Genomic DNA, 17,902 nt, shown 5'->3' with positions numbered 1-17,902 from the left:
TGCCACAGCTTGGGCAGAAACCTCGTTGCAAGAAAGGGAGAGCCTGCAAGAGGGTAACCTTCAGCAAGCGTCCCCCCTATCAGGATGCCATCAGCCCCTCATTGGGTGAAAAAGGCCTTGCGGCAGTCACTACGCATTAGTGCTGCTGCCCTGCAGTAAAGATCCATATTCCATATGGCGTCAGCGTAAGCGCGTTTTCACTGACGCTGACACTTTCGGCGTACAGCCCGTTTGACCAGGCAAATACACATTTTGCATGCTCTGGTAGTCCATTGAGTGTGTACTGGCCTATCTCGTCGCGCCCAAAGTGCAGGTACACGTAAACGGATTCATGCTGATGACCGTTGCTTCTGATAAAGCCAATAACATTGTGGGCGTCGTCTCTGTGAATGATTTCAGTACCTCCACCGGTCAGGCCTGCTGTGCGGCTGTCTGTGCCATTTCGAAGGGCAATCAGGCTGGTAAAGGCTTTCACGTATTCACTGAAGGTGTCGCGACGGGACCAGTCTAAATCGTCACTGTCATTAAACCAGCCGGTTTCTTTAAACTCCTGCCCCTGAAACAGCATAGGTACGCCAGCTGTGGTAAATACCATCGTCGCCGCGAGCATGCCTTTTTGCCGCGCAAAAAAGTCATCGTCCACATTGCCCGGTGCGATCTCTTCCACCAGTCGTGCCTTGCCATTAGCCACCTCATCGTGCGACTCGGTATAAATCACACGCGCAAATGGCCGCTGACTGTACTGTTTGAGCAGCGCGCTCTGTATTTCGTCAAGATTCACGTGGTCATCGCTTGCCTGGGTAAGCACGTGGCGAACCGGGTGCACGAACGCGGCATCCCACTGCGACGTGTAGCCGCAGCCATCGTTGCCGAGGGTGTCGGTGATAAAATTATGATGGTGCAAGTCCTCTGCAATCGTCATCTTGTTAGGAAATCGCTCGTTAATGTGTTGATTAATGCTTTTTATCAGGCTGTAGGCTTCAGGAATATCGTCGCTACCATTATCCGCACCCGATACGCTGCGCATATAAGGCACCATGTCCATTCTTAGCCCGTCGGCCTTAAATTCACCCAGCCACATCAGGGCGTTGTCGATAATATAGCTGCGCACTTCCTCGCGACCGTAGTCTGGGCGCGTGTCGCCCCAGGGGGTAGTGCTGCGGTCATCATTATAAAAATAAATGCCCCCTTTGTTGTTCTCATGCCAGCCGTCAAACTGCCAGATATCCAGATCACTTGGGCCAAAGTGGTTGTATACCACATCCATAATAACGCCCATATTCATTCCATGGGCCGCATCTATAAAGCGCTTCAGGCCGTCAGGGCCGCCATAGGCTTCCTCAACGGCGAACGGGCATGCCGGGTTATAGCCCCAGCTGATGTCACCGGCAAACTCGTTCACTGGCATCAACTCAATTATGTTGATACCTAGGGATTTGAGAGCTCCCAGCTTTTCGATCGCGCTGTCGAAGGTACCACGCTCACCGTTTTTGCGATGAAAGGTGCCAATATGCAATTCGTAGATAACACGCAGATGGATGGGAACCGGTGTAAAATCCGGAGTGTGCCAGCTAAATTCGTCGTCGTAAATCACGCTGTTGCCCACGCTGTTTGTCATCAGGCGGGCACTGGGGTCGTTTTTGGTCAGCCGCTCGCCTGACTCTGTAGTAATGATATATTTGTACTCATCACCATGCGCTGAGTCGGCAACATCACACCACCACATCCCATTGTCTTGCTGATTCAGAGGTATGCCATTGTCGTCCCAGTCGTTAAACGAGCCTGTTAATGCCACCGCTTTTGCATGGGGGGCCCACACTGCGAACTGATGGCCTGCTGAAAGCTTTTTAATGCCGGGAAAAATATTGAGTTCACTCACCGATGTATGCTCCGATCGCCACCACGTGGCGTAGAAGCGAACCTGAGCAAAGCAAGTGCCACATTAACAAATTGAATTTGCGATATATTTTTATTTTGTGACTGATGCTCCCGGCAAATTTTACACAGGAGAGTGAAATAATATGCCGAACGAAAAAGGAAAGCGTTACCCACCCTCCCCTGCTATGTAAATTTTCGAGCTTGTAATTTGTAGATGGGGCGGATGCGTTGATGGCGTACTTCCCATGAATTGCCATATTAATGTGTAAATTTTTCTCATATAAATCTACTGATCAATTGGGTGGAAAATGCATTGCGAAAAAGGTCCTGCATTCGTACAAAGCTGACTGTCAGGTTCTGTCTAACTCTGCAATGAATGCTGTTAAACAGATACCCCTCCCCCCCATAAAAATGGCCTTTCAACCCTAAATAGCTGGTCGAGGAAAAGCGCCGCTAGCGGAAGGATTGCTAGGCAAAAGCCGCCGAAGCACCGTCGCTTACTACTCGTAAATGATGATGTGGAGAAGCTTTTATGCCGCACTCCTGAGCGCAGCAGCTTGTCAGCGTAGAATCAGAAGGAGGCGACAAAGTCCCGGTATTTCTTGATTGTTCCCGGCTTCTTCATGGTGGTGCCATGGTCAGCGTCCGGGGCGATATACATCGATTTATTGTCACTGGGTGATAGCCGGTATAACTGCTCGGTAAATTTCACAGGCGTGGTGCGGTCTTTCTCACCAACGATTAACAACAGCGGGCCTTTGTATTGCTCAAGCAAAACACCGTTATCAATTTCTGCCAGCTTCGGATGCAGGTTCACGTTAGTAAACAGCTTCGACCATATGGGTATCATGTTATCTACCAGATCAGGAACGCCGTTTATTGCCCCTTCCAGAACCAGGCCGGATACTTCTCTTTCCGTGGCCACAAAGGTGGCAATCAGGCTTCCCATCGATAGCCCGTGAACAATAGTAGGCAAGTCCTGAGGAAACACTTCTTTCGCGTAGTCGAACACCTGCAGCGCATCCTGTTTCAAATTATCAATTTCAATTTGGGCGGCTTTATCACTGGCGCCCATGCCCTGATAATCTATCCAGAGTATATTGGCGGGTAGCTGCCCCAAGCGGTGCAAATATCCATTAGCCTGGCTGATAGACATACCGTTGCCTCCGAAAAATACGATATTGGCAACTGGTTCGGGATAGTTTACGGCAACACCGGTGAGGGTTAACCCTTGTGCATTCGTCATTTCGACCGTGGTGATACCAATCGAAATTTCATCTTTATTTGCAGCGGCATGCAGGCCGGTTGTATCCAGCGGCGCTTTTGCTTTGGCCTGATAAACAAACGAGCGAGGGCTGACATCAATCGCACAGCCGGTAATAATAAGAGAAAGAAAGAGAGCAAAGAAAAATTTCGTAAGATGAGACATATATACTTCCTTGTGATAGTCCGCTTCATTAGACCCGATTGATTAAAAAATCACAAGCCGTCTCATAATTCACTTTTCCACTTATTCAGAAGGTCTTATACTGATTCGCGCTTTGCACCACCATCGATACTGATGACAAACCGGGGTGTTACCGGCCAAGGACAGAGCCAAAACACGCACAGACGTGACAACAATTGTAGTAAAAAATGTGTACTAAGGACGTTTCCCATGTTTAATCAGATTCGTTATGCTGCGGTTGCAGCAGGTCTCATGCTGCTCACAGCATGTGGTTCAACCCCTAACTATTACATTGACGATGTTGCCAGAAACCAAATCAGCAGCACCCAGGTCATTGTGAACATTCCACAGAAAGAAATTACCGCAGAAATAGACGCCTCTAATGTTGCTGTAGCAGGCGGCGGTGGTTTGTTACTGGCGTTAGTCGATGTTGCCGTTGAAAGCAGCAGAGCTAACACCGCTGAAGAATTAATTCAGCCCATTAAAGATTCTCTGATAGAAACTGACTTTCAGGCTATGTTTATGACGGCGCTGCAGGAAGAACTTGCTGCTGCTCCCTGGCTGAATGTCAGTAACACAACACTGGTGATTGATCCGGTAGAGAACCATGTGGATTCTCATTACCGCGCCAGCGAGGCTGAAGCGGTTTTATTTATTGATGCAAGCTACGCCCTGGGAGCTAACTTCGACTCGATGAAAGGGTATGCCGTTTTGTCTATGTTGCCGAAGTCTGACACGTTAAAGCAATACAGCGAAAAAGCGGGCAGTAAAAAAAGTAAAACGTCTGCAACGCACCCGGACAATCTGATTTATCGCGACTCCATTGCCGTTAACAGAGCGCTAAGTAGTATCTCTGAGGATAAAGAAGTTAATGCCGCCAAGTGGGCAGAGCAGCCTGCTGTTTTGCAAGCAGAGTTGCAGGCCATTGCCAAATTGCTGGCAGCTTCGGTTGTTCGCAGCCTTGATACTAAGCGTGCACCCACGGCGTAACGATGTTTCGCTTTGCCGTTATCACCCTGACAGCTGGCTTTCTGGCTGGCTGTCAGGTAAATACAACACATCTTGTGCACGATTATAAGGCACCTCCTGCGTCACTGACTGCCGACATTGCCTCGCAACGTGATATGAAGTGCCCTATTACACTGTTTTCGTATGAAGATCACCGCCAGTCTAAAACCATGGGCTCAGTAGCCTTTACGATTGTGGAATCTGATGTTGACCGATGGGTCGAGAGCGCACTGGCTCATGTGAAGATATCCCATGATGTCGTTCCTAACGCCGGATCGTTAAAGCTCACACTGGTAAAAGCGTATATTCAGTCGTTACGCGGAAACATGGCGGCCAATGTAGTGTTTGGTGCTCAGTTTAAAGGTCCTGACGATGAAGACTTTAGCGATAAGCGCTACTTTCGGGGCCATGAAGTGGAGGTGAATTTCAGCTCCACGCAGGGTGAAATCAAAACCACGCTGAATAAAGCGATAGCAAAAGCACTGGCAAGAATTAAAGCTGCATACAGCGAAGGATGCTCGTCGCAGATTCCGGTATAGCAGCAGGCGCGAGCGTCATCTTGTACTCAAGCTAAGGCTTTAGGTAGGTGCCCGAAAGGGCTTGTTGCCTAATGTTGCGCTGTTAAACGTAAAAGGCTGCCATCTGGCAGCCTTTTTCTTTAGTACGGTACTTATCCGTTACTGCGGTTCACGCAAGTGGAATATCTGACAGCGATTAGCCAGTTCCGGCTGCTGCGCCAGATTGGTTCCTTCGGCCAGGCCACAATCGGTGAGCCCTAACGCCTGATTCGTGTAACGGTTGATAAACATCATGCCGCCACCCGCTACTGGCTTCATACGCCACTGCGCTGTTTTCTCTTCGCAAGACATCAGTTCAACATTGGCGCCCGGCACCACGGCACTGTTGGCGATACCTGCGCATACGTCTGCGTCAGCTTCTGGTTTCAGTGCAACATAGCCTGTGTTGGTAGGCGTGATATTCCAGGTTTGGTTGTCTCCATGCGCCCACGCCTGTTGCATAACATTGTCGCCAGCGGATGCCGACGCGGGTACGCTTACCGCTTTGCCGCTTTGCTGGCTGAGCAGCACCACATCACCCACCGGCTGAAGTTGCCACTGATTGCACGCACTGTCGTTGTTGTGCTGCAAGACGGCCTGATTCTCAGACGCAGAACAGCCTGCAACCGCCAGCGGTTTCTCACTGTAACGGTTAACCAGTGTCACGTTGCCATCAACTCCGGGCTCGACTTTCCACTGCTGGCAGTAATTGTTACGCCATGCAGCGGACTGCACACGGGCATTGTCGTTCACACTGCAGTTTGCCACTTCCAGGAACTTGCTGTCTTCCCGGTTTGCCAGTCGTATGTAACCGTCGGTTGTGCTATCCAGCACCCACTGTCCATTCGTACCGGTGCAGGCACGCTGCACGGCGCGGTTGTCTTCCGGGTCTGATGAAATGTCCAGGCACAAATTACTGGTGGCATTTACCAGGTGATAACGCTGCCCCTGCACGCGTGTTACCAGCGGGCCATTCTCGCCAGAGGGAGGCGCAACTTCAACGCCTGGCGTTAAGGGCTCACCGAACTGTGGTGTGCCATCCGCATTCCAGGTAAAGCGCTGTGCACGAAGCGAACGTGTCGCACTGCAACCATGTTCAACAGAATCGTTGCCGTGATATACCAGCCAGTCTTCGGTTCCGTCAGGCGACGTAAAGAAACCATTATGCCCAGGCCCGAATACGGTATCGGTGCGCACGAAAACCGGCTCCTCAAATTTCTTCCAGTCGTCGCGATTCATGGGGTCGTCACCCACCAGCTCCATCAGGCCCAGCTTATAATCAGGCGTGTTACAGAAACTGGCCGAATACGTCATAAAGGTGCGGCCATTGCGCTGCAGTATTTCCGCCCCTTCCGTTACTTTGCGCCCGCTGATTTCCCAGTCCAGTTCAGGGCGGGTGAGGATCGTGTGCTCAACATCTTCTTTCAGTGTCCACGGGTTTTCCATTTCCGCAATGATGTTCAGTTGCTGATCGCCCTGCCACTGTGAGTAAATCACATACAGTTTGTCGTTGAGTGTCAGGTAGTTGCCGTCGATGTTCCATACGTCGGGCATCAGTGCGCCTTTGTATTCGTAAGGCCCCATTGGATCATCACCGGCACTTTCCAGAACATTCAGATGCTGGTAGTCCAGCGTGCCATCGCGGCCCGAGGTATACATCATGTACCAGCGGTAGCCATCTGGTCCTTTCAGGCGATGAAACTCAAATGCCCAGAAGTTACAGCAGCGTTCCGGATCGGCAGAAGACCAGACGTTAACCGGCGTCGCATCGGCCAGACCTGCCAGCGTCGGCGCTTTACGCATCACCAGCTCGGAGGTCCAGGTGGTGGTGGTCAGGTAGTAATTGCCGTCCCAGTATTCCAGCCAAGGATCGGCACCATTAGGAAATAGCGGGTTGGTGAAGGTGCCATTATCTGCCTGTTCCGGCTCTTCGCTTTGGGAATTCTTTGTGCTGCTCTCACTGTCACCGTCTGGCGTTGTCTGACAACCGGAAATACCGGCCAGCAGACAGGCGAGAAGCGCAAATGCACTCAACGATTTACGTTGCATTGGTTACCTCTGTCATCAAGTCTGGTAAGCCCGGCACGAGACGGGCGTTTACGTCACTACGATTTATTTTCTGGTATCAAACGCATACACAATACGCGTTGAATAGACCTCGCCCGGCATCAGTGTGGTGCTGGGGAATGCGCTCTGGTTTGGGGAGTCTGGATTGTGCTGTGGTTCCAGACAAAAGCCGGAACGAAATGCATGGGTCATGCCTTTCTGTGAGGTACCGCCGTCCAGAAAGTTACCTGAGTAAAACTGCACTGCCGGCTCCTCGGTCAACACCGTCAGTTCACGACCTGACTCCGGATCGTACACCGTCGCGGCAGTTACAAGCTCGTTGTTTGCATCCGTTTTAATAACGAAGTTGTGATCATACCCTTTACCACGCTTTAACTGTTCATTGCTGACATTGATGTCTTTGCCGATGGCTTTGGGCTTTCTGAAGTCAAACGGGGTACCTGCTACCGGTTCCAGATCGCCTGTCGGAATAAGGCCGCTATCTACCGGGGTAATGGCATCAGAAGGAATTTGTAGAACGTGGTCGAGTATGGTGCCTTCACCAGACAGGTTGAAGTAAGTATGCTGGGTCAGGTTTACAATGGTCGGTTTATCGGTGGTCGCCGCAAAATGCATATCCAGCGTGTTGTCATTGGTTAGCGTGTAGGTCACTGTGGTATCCAGCGTGCCAGGGTAGCCCTGATCACCGTCGGGGCTAATCAACTTCAGCGTGACACCCGCACTGGTTGCGGTGGTAAACGGCGTCATTTGCCACACCTTTTTGTCAAAGCCCTGTACACCGCCATGCAGATGATTGTCACCATCGTTAGTGGCCAGCTGATACTCGGTGCCGTTCAGCGTGAACTTACCGTTTGCGATACGGTTACCGTAACGGCCGATAATGGCGCCAAAATAGGGGTTACTCTGCACATAGTCTTCCAGGTTATCCATACCCAGAACGATATTGCCAGGTTCGCCATTTCGATCCGGCGTTTCCAGACGGGTAATAATGCCACCGTAGCTAATCACATCCATCTCGACGCCATGACTATTGGTGAGCGTAACTTTATTAACCGGCGTGGCGTCATCCAACGTGCCGTACGCCTGCATCAAAGCAGAAGGTGCTGACATTGATTCTTCCTGTGCTTGTGCGAACAATGGGGTAAGTGAGAATGACATTGCAGCTGCAATGACAAGATGACGTTTAGCCCCGCTTATCAGGGCACTGGCTGACAGTGAACGTTGTGTGCACACCATGTTGTTACTTTCCTATAACGATTTTTATACTTTTATATTACAATTAAAGTTATAAAAAGCAACCCGCTTGGTCGCTTATTACGACTTAAATCTGAATTTCTCCGTTGTGCACCATGATGCAATCCATGCCGCCATCGCTGGCTGCCTTGCGACCTATTTCTGTATCTTCGAAAACCACACAATCTTTCGGCGCCAGTCCCATTTTTTCAGCAACGGTTAAAAACGTTTCGGGGTGTGGCTTACCATGCGTTACATCAGTCGCGGTGACCAGGGCATCAATTTCGGAAAGCAATCCATGATGTTCAAGCAAATGCACAGCGTGAGGACGTTCGGCGCCGGTGCCAATACCGATACGCATTGAAGGCCTGTATTGTCGAAAAACAGCCATTGTGGACTCTATGATCGTAGGCGTGTGGTCCATTTTTTCCCACATCTCCCGTTTGGTCCGTGCAACTTCATCCGGGCTGTGTGACATCGCGTATTTTTCATTCAGAATTTCGACCGTCTTGCGGGTAGGGACACCACCGAGGCTATACATATAATCAAGGTCAAAGGGGAAGCCGTGCTGTTCGCAAGCCAGTCGCCAGGCTTCCATATGCGCGCCCATCGAGTCGATGAGTGTGCCATCCATGTCAAAAATAATGCCCTTATACGAACGAAGATCTACCATGATTGCTCCCAAACTGAAGTGAAAATAAGAAAAGCGCCAAGCTCATAGTAACAGAGCCTGCTACCTTTTAACTGCTGACTATCCTGAGTACGATGCAATCGTCGCTTAAGGATGGAATATAACAAGTTAAAAAGTAACAGACTCCGGGGACACGATATACTATACGGTCAGCGTGTTCAGATTACCCACCTTCGTGGAGGGCGCGTTACACGCCCTGCTTCAGATGATAGTAAGCCGCGTTGTAGCGAAGCTCTGATTTCAGTGATCGAATGTTGGTATCGTCATCGATGACCACGGTTTCAACACCTGCCATATCCGCGAAATCTTCTACCATCTCGGTCGTCACTGCCTGACTGTAAACTGTGTGGTGGGCGCCACCTGCGTGGATCCACGCCGCTGCTGCGGTCTTCAGGTTTGGCTTAGGCTCCCACAATGCTGATGCTACTGGCAGATTTGGTGTGTTATCCGGTGGATTTACCGCGTCTACCTCGTTCACCAGAATACGGAAACGGTTACCCATATCGATTGGCGATACGTTGATCGCCGGGCCAGGCTTTGCTGAGAAAAGCAGACGCGGTACGTCACATTTCACACCAATAGTATGATGATGCACTTCCAGACGTGGCTTCTTCGCAGCAATCGACGGACAGACTTCTAACATGTGCGCACCCAAGACCTGGTCCACGGTGTCTGTCATGTTGTAGGTGTAATCTTCCATGAAAGAGCAACCGCCTTCACGGCCCTGCCCCATTACTTTCATGATGCGTACCATGGCTGCGGTTTTCCAGTCACCTTCGGCGCCATAGCCGTAGCCTTTTGCCATCAGTCGCTGCGTCGCCAGACCAGGCAAGCCCGACAGACCAGCAAGGTTTTCAAAGCAGTTAGTGAACGCACTGAAGCCGCCGTCGTCCATGAACTTCTGCATCCCCAGCTCAAGCTTGGCTTCTTTGAGCAGACGCTCACGGGCATAATCGTCTTTCAGCGTGTCTTCGCTGATTTCGTATTCCTGGAAGTAGGTGTCCAGCTGCGCATTGGCGTCAGCATCGCTGATGTCGTTTACTGAATCAGCCAGGTCGTTCAAACCGTAAGCATGGACTTCGTAACCAAACGCGATTTGTGCCGCCACTTTGTCGCCTTCTGTCACCGCCACGTTACGCATGTTGTCACCGAAACGTACCACTTTCAGGCTCTGGCTTTCTGCCCAGCCCATTGCGGCACGGCACCAGCCGTTAAGCTGCTCCAGCACTTCCGGACGCTGCCAGTGACCCACTACCACTTTACGCTCTTTGCGCATACGCGTACCGATGAATCCGAACTCGCGGTCGCCGTGTGCGGCCTGGTGCGTATTCATGTAGTTCATGTTGATATCGCCCCACGGCAGGCCTGCATTAAACTGTGTATGCAGGTGCAGCCATGGTTTACGCAGCTCGTTCAGACCCGCTATCCACATTTTGGCCGGCGAGAACGTGTGCATCCATAAAATCAGACCAATACAGTTTTTATCACTGTTCGCCTGCTGGCAAACCTGATGGATTTCGGCTGACGATTTCACGGTATCTTTGTATACCACTTTTACCGGCAGTTTCTGGCTTTCATTTAATCCGGCCGCCAGCGCCTGGCTGTTGCCTGCAACTTCTTCAAGTACTTTTGGTCCGTACAGATGTTGCGAACCGGTAACAAACCAAACTTCTTTATTTGCTGTGGTCATAACTTAATATCCTCTGACTTGCTGGCGAACGCGGCTTAGTTCTGGCCGTAATAGGCGTCTTTGCCGTGTTTGCGTAAATAATGTTTATCTAAAATTGCCTGTTGCAGGGGCGCGGCATTCGGGTCCAGTGTTCTGGTGAGATACGCCATGCGGGCAATTTCTTCTAAAAGCGCAGCATGATAAACAGACTGCGCAGCGTCTTTGCCCCAGGTAAACGGAGCATGTCCGGCAACAATCACCATGGGCGCTGCCATCGGTTCGCGCTCTTTATAAGCGTCGGTGATTTGTATACCGGTTTCTAATTCGTAATCGCCATTTACCTGCTCGTCGGTGAGATCCCGCGTGCAGGTGATGTCGCCATGTACATAATCGGCATGAGTCGTTCCCAGACAGGGAATACTTTGCTTCGCCTGTGCCCATGCCGTGGCATAGGTTGAGTGCGTATGCGTGACTCCGCCGATACTGTCGAACTCGCGATACAGGTGAACATGGGTTTTGGTATCTGAGGAGGGGCGCATGCTCCCTTCCACAATGTTGTTCTCCAAATCGACAACCACGATATCTTCCGGCTTCATGGTTTCGTAAGACACACCGCTCGGCTTAATGGCTACCACACCTTTATCACGGTCGATTTGCGACACGTTACCGAAGGTGTAGATCACCAGATTTCGGTTCTGAAGTTCCATGTTGGCTTCATAGACTTCACGTTTTAATTCGGTATAGCTCATGGGTTGCCTCCGCTGACATAGTCGCCCAGCGTCTGGTATTTGCTGTATAACGCGTCATAAATTGAGGCGCGTTCTGCGTTGGGGTGATATTGCTTGCATACCGGTGACGCCATCACTTTTTGCGCGGCTTCCACACTATCGAATGCGCCCGCTGCCACTGCTGCCATAATAGCGGCCCCAAGCGCACAGCTTTGCTCACTCTCCAGTACGTCAATTGGACAGTTCCACACGTCAGCACAGGTTTGCATGACGTAATCTGATTTTTTCGAAATACCACCGATAACAACAACAGACTCAATTGGCACACCTTCGTCATTAAAACGTTCGGTAATGGCGCGTGCACCGAATGCCGTGGCTTCAACCAGTGCCTTAAACAAGGCCGGCGCATCGGTACCCATTTTGATACCGGTCATTGCCATCGAGACGCTTTGATCAGCATCTGGCGTGCGACGTCCGTTTACCCAATCCAGTGCCGTCATGTCCGTGCTGTTTACCGGTAACATATCAGCGGCGTTGGAAAGGCGTTGCAATACGGTGTCTTCAATTTGTTCTACTAACGCAATCTGACCAGAATCAGTCAACTCATCAGTAAGCTGACGTGTAGGCCATAACACCACATTTTTAAACCAGGCATACAGATCGCCAAAGGCTGACTGACCGGCTTCCAGACCAATCATGTCGGGGATCACCGAACCATCAACCTGACCACAAATGCCTTTCACGCAGGTATCACCAAGCTGGGCTTTTGTCGTTACGGTAATGTCACAGGTTGAGGTACCCATGACTTTAGTAAGCACGCCCGGACGCACATTGGCAGCTACTGCGCCCATGTGACAATCAAACGCACCATAACCAATCGCAATGCCCTCAGGCAGACCCAGCTTTTCCGCCCACTCTGCAGTAAGATTACCTGCCAGCGTGTCGCTGGTTTTGGTGGCAGAATTGATACTCTCTACCATGCCGTCTAACAGTGGGTCGATGCCGGTAAAGAAACTGTTTGGGGGAAATCCACCCCAGGCGTCGTTCCACATCATCTTGTGGCCCGTGGCACAGCGGCCCAGCGTGAGCGAATCCGGGTGCGTCGTGCCACACATCAACGCAGTCATCCAGTCGCAGTGCTCAACCCAGGAGTAGGTTGCGGCTTTCACTGCGGCATCATTGCGGAAAATGTGCAGTGCTTTCGCCCAGTACCATTCTGAAGAGTAGATGCCGCCCATGTGTGATAAGTAGTTCACATCATTGTTGTTGGCGGCCTCGGTAATTTCTTTTGCTTCCGCGATAGACGTATGATCTTTCCATAACACAAACATCGCATTTGGGTTTTCGGCAAACTCGGGGGTAAGCGCAAGTGGTGTGCCTTCGGCATTGATGGCTACCGGCGTTGATCCGGTAGTGTCAAAGCTCATGCCAATAACCTTTTCTGCTGTGCCGCTTGGCACTTTTTCCCACAGTCCGCGGACGACAGCGACCAGACTATCGATGTAGTCCTGAGGGTGCTGGCGATACTGATCTTTGGCCGGGTCACAGAATTTATCTTCCGCCCAGCGAGAATAGTTCACCATATGTGTGGCAAGCTCGGCACCGGTAGTCACATCAACCAATAATGCTCTTACCGAGTCAGAGCCATAATCCAGCCCTAATGTATATCGAGACATAAAACCCTTTCACTTTTTGCGCTGAATCGAGACAGCGTTAGTCATTTCATTTATTTGTATGATAATATCAACAATACGCAAATGTAAAGGTAATATAAAAATAATATTAACGGAAAAGTAGCACAAAAAGATCGAGTCCGGAGGGATCAAGCTGACTATCTTTTCTTCTTATTGGCGATTATTCAGACAGCCTTTGCCGAATAATCGGTAGCAACGCACTAACAACACGCAATTATCATATTTATAGGAAACAGTATTATGTCCAGTCAACTTAGCCAGCTAAAAGCCATGACCACGGTTGTCGCCGATACCGGCGATTTTGAGGCGATAAAAACCTATCAGCCTGAAGACGCCACGACTAACCCGTCGTTATTACTCAAAGCCATGCAAATTGAAAAGTATCGTTCGTTAGGTGAGAGCGCGGTTGCCTGGGCAAGAGACAACGCATCAGGTAACGACGTGGTTGCACTTGCGGCTGATAAACTTGCCGTGCTGATTGGCGGGAAACTAATGGATGAGGTGCCCGGACTGGTATCTACCGAAGTGGATGCGCGGTTGTCGTTTGATACCATGGGCACGGTAGAAAAGGCGCACCAACTCATTGCACTTTACAAGAGTCAGGGTCTGGATACTTCTCGCGTATTGATCAAAATTGCCGCTACCTGGGAAGGCGTTCAGGCTGCGCGTATCCTGGAAGCGCAGGGCATTCGCTGTAACCTTACCCTTATTTTCTCTTTTGCTCAGGCCCGCGCTTGTGCAGAAGCCGGTGCTTATCTGATTTCCCCGTTTGTGGGTCGTATTCTTGACTGGTACAAGGCGAATCAGCCTGATGCCAACTTCGAGGGCGAGAATGATCCTGGTGTGAAATCAGTCAAAGAAATTTATGATTTCTTCAAACAGCACGGCTTTGCCACCGTCGTGATGGGGGCAAGCTTCCGTAATATCAGCGAGATTCAGGAACTTGCCGGCTGCGACCGTCTCACCATCAGTCCAGCCTTACTGGATGAGCTGGCTAATACCGACGGCGATCTGCCGCGCAAACTTATCGCGACAGACTCCCCGAAAGCGGCACCATCACCGCTTACTGAGCAGGCGTTCCGCTGGGACATGAATCAGGACAAAATGGCATCTGACAAACTGGCCGAAGGCATTCGACAATTCGCGATTGATCAGGAAAAGCTCGAAGCAATGCTATCAGAGATGGTGTAACCAGTAGCTTCTTCGGTTTAGCAACAAAAAAGGCACTCAGTGGAGTGCCTTTTTTATTTATTGTAGAAATGCAGTTAGCCGATTAACGCCTTTGCTTTTTGTACAACATTCTCAGCGGTGAAGCCGAAGTGTTTAAGCAGTTCGCCACCAGGGGCAGATTCACCAAAGGTCGTCATGCCGATAACGTCGCCTTCCAGTCCAACATACTTACGCCAGAAATCCACATGCGCCGCCTCTACTGCCAGCTTTGGTACACCCGCTGGTAACACTGACTGCTGATAGTCTTTACTCTGACCATCAAATGCTGTGGTGCTTGGCATGGAAATCACGCGAACTTTGTTACCGTCTGCAGAAAGCGCATTTGCGGCTTCAACGACAATCGCTACCTCAGACCCTGTTGCAATCAGAATGACATCGGGGGTGCCGGCACAATCTTTTAAAACATAGCCGCCCTTCGCGATATCTTTAAGCTGTGCTTCGCTTCGCTCCATGGCTTTGGTGCCCTGACGGGTAAATACCAACGCACTGGGGCCATCCTGCTTGATCAACGCCTGTCTCCACGCTTCAGCGGTTTCGGCTGCATCACATGGGCGCCAGGTTGTCAGATTAGGCGTCATACGAAGATTCGCGAGCTGTTCAATCGGTTGATGTGTCGGGCCGTCTTCACCCTGCCCGATAGAATCGTGAGTGTACACAAACAGGCTTTTCGCTTTCATCAGCGAGGCCATACGCACCGCGTTTCGCGCATATTCCATAAACATCAGGAAAGTGGCGCCGAACGGCACAAACCCACCATGCAGCGCAATACCGTTCATGATCGCGCTCATACCAAATTCGCGCACGCCGTAGTAGATATAATTGCCATCGGCATCGGTCTCAATCCCTTTGGCTTCGGGCCACAGTGTCAGATTGGATCCGGCAAGGTCCGCCGAGCCGCCAATGATTTCAGGCAACTGCTTGGCAAAAAAGCCAATGGCATTCTGCGAGGCTTTCCGGGTAGCAATGTTTTCCATAGATGCCTGCGCACTACGAACAAAATCGTCTGCCACCGCATTGAAGTTTTCAGGCAGCTCACCCTTAATCACACGACGGGTAAACTCTTTGGCCAGTTGTGGGTGCGCCGTCGCGTAATCGGCAAACAAGGTATCCCAGTCCGTTTGCTTTTCGGCGCCTTTCGCGGTGGCATCCCACTGCGAATAAACGTCATCAGGCACTTCAAATGGGCCGTGCGTCCAGCCCAGTGACTTTCGCACTTCTGCAATTTCATCATCGCCCAGCGGAGCACCGTGACAAGCGTGACTACCGGATTTATTGGGTGAGCCAAAGCCAATCAGCGTTTTACAGCAAATCATCGTCGGCTTGTCGGTTACTGACCGTGCCAGTTCAATCGCGGCGGTAATGTCTTTCTCGCTGTGTCCGTCGATATCTTTGATAACGTGCCAGCCATAGGACTCAAAACGCTTCGCCGTATCATCGGTAAACCAGCCTTCCACTTCACCGTCAATGGAAATGCCGTTGTCGTCCCAGAACGCAATCAGCTTACCCAGTCCCAGCGTGCCTGCCAGCGAACAAACTTCATGGGAAATGCCTTCCATCAGGCAGCCGTCGCCCAAGAAGCAATAGGTGTAGTGATCAACTACCTGAAAGCCTTCGCGGTTAAACTGCGCAGCCAGGGTTTTCTCGGCAATTGCCATACCAACGGCATTCGCAATACCTGCGCCCAGCGGACCTGTTGTGGTTTCCACGCCTGGCGTATATCCGAACTCAGGGTGCCCCGGTGTTTTCGAGTGCAACTGCCTGAACTGTTTAAGATCTTCCATGCTGACGTCATAGCCACTTAAGTACAGCAGCGCATATTGCAGCATTGAACCGTGGCCGTTGGAAAGCACGAAACGATCGCGGTTCGCCCACGATGGATCTTTTGGGTTGTGCGACAGAAAATCCTGCCATAATACTTTGGCGATATCGGCCATGCCCATAGGCGCACCCGGATGTCCTGAATTGGCTTTTTGCACAGCGTCTACTGCCAGCACCCTGATGGCATTAGCAGAAGGAGTTGAAGTGATAGTCATAACGTTCCTGATACTTGTTGCTATTATATTACAATTAATATGACAAAATGACGCCTGAATAACAAGCTATTCACGCGTATTTCGACGGTGTTGCGACATAAGAAAAAGGGCTCAACCGAAGGCTGTGGAGTGGCTTAAGCAGAGGCAAGTATCTGCCTGGCTTTTGAAGCATCGAAGTCTCTGTCGACTTTCAGATAGACCGTGCCATCTTCGCTGCTCAACGTAATTTCCAGCACGCCCGGGACGGTAGCCAGACTCGACTTCAGCGACGCTGTCTGAGAGTCTGAAAACCGGGCGTTCATCATTACCCGCTTGACGCGACTGACTTCTTTTATTCCGGATACAACAAGCAACCAGAGCACGGCTGCCATCGCCCCTACCAGATAAGCCGTTTCCGGTGTCCAGATATCCGTTACGATACCCGATAGCACACCACCGATAAACGCGCCGAAGAACTGAAAACTGGCATATATGCCCATCGCCGTGCCTTTTTCTCCTGCCGGTGCAATGCTTGAGACCAGCGCCGGGAAGTTGGCTTCAAGATAATTAAAGCCAGTGAAGAACAAGATGACAGCCATCACCACTACCCACCAGGCATGGTCCTGTGCGCCCATCATCCCGAACGCGACAGCCATCATGATCACACTGATCAACAACAAGCTTTTCGGTGTTTTACCGCGCGCCGCCCCCATCATAATAATAAGGCCGATGATGGACGCGCCAAGCACGGGTAAATAGAGCGTCCAGTGGCTGTCCAGTGTCATATCAAAGTGCAGTAACGTCACCGGCAATTGCACGAACAGTAATGTGATCATCATATGAAGCAGCATGACGCTGACATTTAATCGCCACAGCTGAGAGGAAAATATTAGTCGGCGCAACTGGCCTTTTTGAGGCAAGGTGTCGCCACTACTTAACGATACGCCCGTTGGCACCACCCACACTATCAATGGCATACAAGCCACCGCCAGAATGCCGGTTATGGCGAAAATGCCGGCCATGCCCCAGGAATCTGCAATCATAGGCCCTAGCAATACAGCCAGATAAAAAGAGAAACCGATGGCAATGCCGATGATAGCAAGCACTTTAGCGCGTTGTGATTCCCGGCTGACATCCGTTGCCAGTGCCATGATTGCGCCGGCGATAGCGCCCGCTCCCTGCAGGATGCGCCCGATGATAAGCCATGCCATGGTATCGGCCTGCGCCGCAATAAAGCTGCCGATGGCAAATACCGAGAGGCCCAGAAGAATGACAGGTTTGCGGCCCCAGCGGTCAGACATCATTCCCATTGGAATTTGCAACGCTGCCTGTGTCAGGCCATAACCGCCTACAGCCAGCCCCACTAACAATGGTGAGTAATCAGGATAGTCCATGGCGGCAACGGCCAGTACGGGCATTACCATAAACAAACCTAACATACGCAACACATAAACAATGGCGAGAGCCAGTGCAGCGCGTACTTCCAATGCGTTCAAACCGACGGTTACCTCTTAGTCAATAAGGGCGCGAAGTGTAACATAAATTACCTATACGCCCATGTGGTTATTTGGGCGCATCACGTCTGCCGCTGCCCGTTAACTAAATACGGGCAATTACGACAGCCTGTCCTGTCAACGCCGTATTCAGGCTATATTGTTCCTCAAGGTTGTTTTTCAATCACGGCGTCA

General features: G+C 50.9%; 13 protein-coding genes. 3 read left to right on the top strand and 10 right to left on the bottom strand.

All coding sequences use genetic code 11. The annotated features are described in order from the left end of the window. Window positions 1-136: 136 nt before the first annotated feature. Together ACLBLI_RS01110 and ACLBLI_RS01105 are read right to left on the bottom strand one after the other, a co-directional pair. Complete coding sequence (locus ACLBLI_RS01110) at window positions 137-1,879, bottom strand: alpha-amylase family glycosyl hydrolase (protein WP_414829353.1); 1,743 nt, start codon at window positions 1,877-1,879, stop codon at window positions 137-139. A gap of 570 nt (window positions 1,880-2,449) precedes the next feature. Continuing rightward, window positions 2,450-3,307, bottom strand: a complete 858-nt coding sequence (locus ACLBLI_RS01105) for an alpha/beta hydrolase (RefSeq protein WP_414829352.1) — start codon at window positions 3,305-3,307, stop codon at window positions 2,450-2,452. A 228-nt stretch (window positions 3,308-3,535) separates the two neighbouring features. Between ACLBLI_RS01105 and ACLBLI_RS01100 the strand changes: the two genes are divergently transcribed. Together ACLBLI_RS01100 and ACLBLI_RS01095 are read left to right on the top strand one after the other, a co-directional pair. Next, a complete protein-coding gene (locus tag ACLBLI_RS01100; RefSeq protein WP_414829351.1) occupies window positions 3,536-4,315 on the top strand; it encodes a hypothetical protein in 780 nt (259 codons plus the stop codon). Window positions 4,316-4,317: 2 nt separating this feature from the next. After that, the gene (locus ACLBLI_RS01095) at window positions 4,318-4,872 is read left to right on the top strand and encodes a hypothetical protein (protein WP_414829350.1); all 555 of its coding nucleotides are present in this window, start codon (window positions 4,318-4,320) and stop codon (window positions 4,870-4,872) included. Between the two features lie 138 nt (window positions 4,873-5,010). Here the strand turns inward: ACLBLI_RS01095 and ACLBLI_RS01090 are convergent, their stop codons facing one another. The 6 genes from ACLBLI_RS01090 to ACLBLI_RS01065 all read right to left on the bottom strand — a co-directional run bounded on the left by ACLBLI_RS01090 (window position 5,011) and on the right by ACLBLI_RS01065 (window position 12,954). Next, the gene (locus tag ACLBLI_RS01090) at window positions 5,011-6,939 is read right to left on the bottom strand and encodes an RICIN domain-containing protein (protein ID WP_414829349.1); all 1,929 of its coding nucleotides are present in this window, start codon (window positions 6,937-6,939) and stop codon (window positions 5,011-5,013) included. Between the two features lie 63 nt (window positions 6,940-7,002). Beyond that, window positions 7,003-8,193, bottom strand: a complete 1,191-nt coding sequence (locus ACLBLI_RS01085) for an aldose epimerase family protein (protein WP_414829348.1) — start codon at window positions 8,191-8,193, stop codon at window positions 7,003-7,005. Between the two features lie 85 nt (window positions 8,194-8,278). Next, the gene (locus ACLBLI_RS01080) at window positions 8,279-8,863 is read right to left on the bottom strand and encodes an HAD family hydrolase (RefSeq protein WP_414829347.1); all 585 of its coding nucleotides are present in this window, start codon (window positions 8,861-8,863) and stop codon (window positions 8,279-8,281) included. Window positions 8,864-9,068: 205 nt separating this feature from the next. Next, on the bottom strand, window positions 9,069-10,571 hold the full coding sequence (gene araA, locus ACLBLI_RS01075; RefSeq protein ID WP_414829346.1) for an L-arabinose isomerase: 1,503 nt from the start codon (window positions 10,569-10,571) through the stop codon (window positions 9,069-9,071). A gap of 35 nt (window positions 10,572-10,606) precedes the next feature. Further along, window positions 10,607-11,299: an L-ribulose-5-phosphate 4-epimerase gene (locus ACLBLI_RS01070; RefSeq protein ID WP_414829345.1), complete on the bottom strand. Its 693-nt coding sequence runs from the start codon at window positions 11,297-11,299 to the stop codon at window positions 10,607-10,609. Next, window positions 11,296-12,954 (bottom strand): ribulokinase, encoded by a 1,659-nt coding sequence (locus ACLBLI_RS01065; protein ID WP_414829344.1) that lies wholly within the window; start codon window positions 12,952-12,954, stop codon window positions 11,296-11,298. The genes ACLBLI_RS01070 and ACLBLI_RS01065 overlap by 4 nt, the downstream gene beginning before the upstream one ends. 258 nt (window positions 12,955-13,212) lie before the next feature. Between ACLBLI_RS01065 and tal the strand changes: the two genes are divergently transcribed. Further along, the gene (gene tal / locus ACLBLI_RS01060; protein ID WP_414829343.1) at window positions 13,213-14,163 is read left to right on the top strand and encodes a transaldolase; all 951 of its coding nucleotides are present in this window, start codon (window positions 13,213-13,215) and stop codon (window positions 14,161-14,163) included. Between the two features lie 74 nt (window positions 14,164-14,237). On the opposite strand, the gene tkt is transcribed toward tal, so the two are convergent. Together tkt and ACLBLI_RS01050 are read right to left on the bottom strand one after the other, a co-directional pair. Then, complete coding sequence (gene tkt / locus ACLBLI_RS01055; RefSeq protein ID WP_414829342.1) at window positions 14,238-16,235, bottom strand: transketolase; 1,998 nt, start codon at window positions 16,233-16,235, stop codon at window positions 14,238-14,240. A gap of 134 nt (window positions 16,236-16,369) precedes the next feature. Then, window positions 16,370-17,710 carry an MFS transporter gene (locus tag ACLBLI_RS01050; protein ID WP_414829341.1) on the bottom strand — a complete coding sequence of 447 codons (1,341 nt, stop codon included), beginning with the start codon at window positions 17,708-17,710 and terminating at the stop codon, window positions 16,370-16,372. Between the last annotated feature and the right edge of the window lie 192 nt (window positions 17,711-17,902).

The organism is Alteromonas sp. H39 (genome assembly GCF_047556435.1).
Classification (GTDB): Bacteria; Pseudomonadota; Gammaproteobacteria; order Enterobacterales; family Alteromonadaceae; genus Alteromonas.
Note: the sequence above shows the minus strand (reverse complement) of the source record. Positions and strands in the feature narration are given on the sequence as shown.